General features: G+C 45.6%; 1 protein-coding gene. It reads right to left on the bottom strand.

Annotation, left to right across the window (positions count from 1 at the left end):
• Positions 1-96: 96 nt before the first annotated feature.
• A complete protein-coding gene (locus ON064_RS18355; protein ID WP_274625891.1) occupies positions 97-711 on the bottom strand; it encodes a hypothetical protein in 615 nt (204 codons plus the stop codon).
• Between the last annotated feature and the right edge of the window lie 314 nt (positions 712-1,025).

Below are 1,025 nucleotides of genomic sequence, written 5' to 3'. Positions count from 1 at the left end.
CTTTTGAAATGATGCTCTTTTCACCGAACAGCAACAGGAAGTTCGAGGTCAAAAAAGCGACGATGGCAATGGATAAGCCGATAAAGAAAAAGCGGTTCATAGGATCGGCCCCCCTTGCATAAAGTCACGGAGCATTTCGTCGACTGGGATTTGGCTGAACAGTGCGACGATCAATGCCGAAATCACATGGATGATGATCAGTGAAAGCAAGATGATTTTTGGCGATACACGCGAAAAGTTTTTGATGAAGCGGTATTGAATCGCAATAATCAATGATGTAAATAAGGTCAATTGGTTAAAGAAATAAATTAGGTAGCTGTTCTCCAGGAATGTCGCGGCGATCGGCCCGAATGAAAATGGTGAAAAGGCCATCGTGTAGCCGTTCCAGGCGAATATACCGAAAATCAAGCCTTTTTCCAGCACCAACAATGCCGTAACGTAAGCTTGCATGACAATCATCGCTTTCCATGGAATGCCGATGATCCGGCCGTATAGATACGCGGCAATGTATAGATGGAAGCTCAAATACAAGCCGCCCCACAGCAATGTGCCGACAAGCGAAGTCCAACGCGCGAGTGTATAGCCGTCGAACATGCCTGCCGCCAGCAGCGGCGTCAACGATCCGGTGTTCATGCCCCAGATTTCAGGCAAGGCGAATACGATCAAGCCAAGCACAAGAATAACGGCCAGGCGCTTATTGATTTGCCTCATTTCGGTGTGTCGCAAATTATGTATGAGTTGACCTTGGTTCAGGAAGAAATGCCAAAATTTAAAATCAGATATCATGCGTCTAAGTCCTTTCAGGCAAATGGCGTTCTGCTTAGTCTTACTTTACCAAAAAAACATACGCTTTGAAACGAATTCCCTGCCACAATTTTCAATATTTGGTGGCTTTGAGACGAATGGCATAGGATTGTGGTGAATTTCAAATTAGTAAAGGGCGAAGTAATGAAAAAGAAGTGATTGGAAAAGCTTCCGCTTTTCGACTTCGTTGCAGGGGCACGCTTTCCGGAGGGCTCGCATTG

Origin of the sequence: Planococcus sp. A6 (assembly GCF_028823615.1) — a bacterium.
Classification (GTDB): domain Bacteria; phylum Bacillota; class Bacilli; order Bacillales_A; family Planococcaceae; genus Planococcus.
Note: the sequence above shows the minus strand (reverse complement) of the source record. Positions and strands in the feature narration are given on the sequence as shown.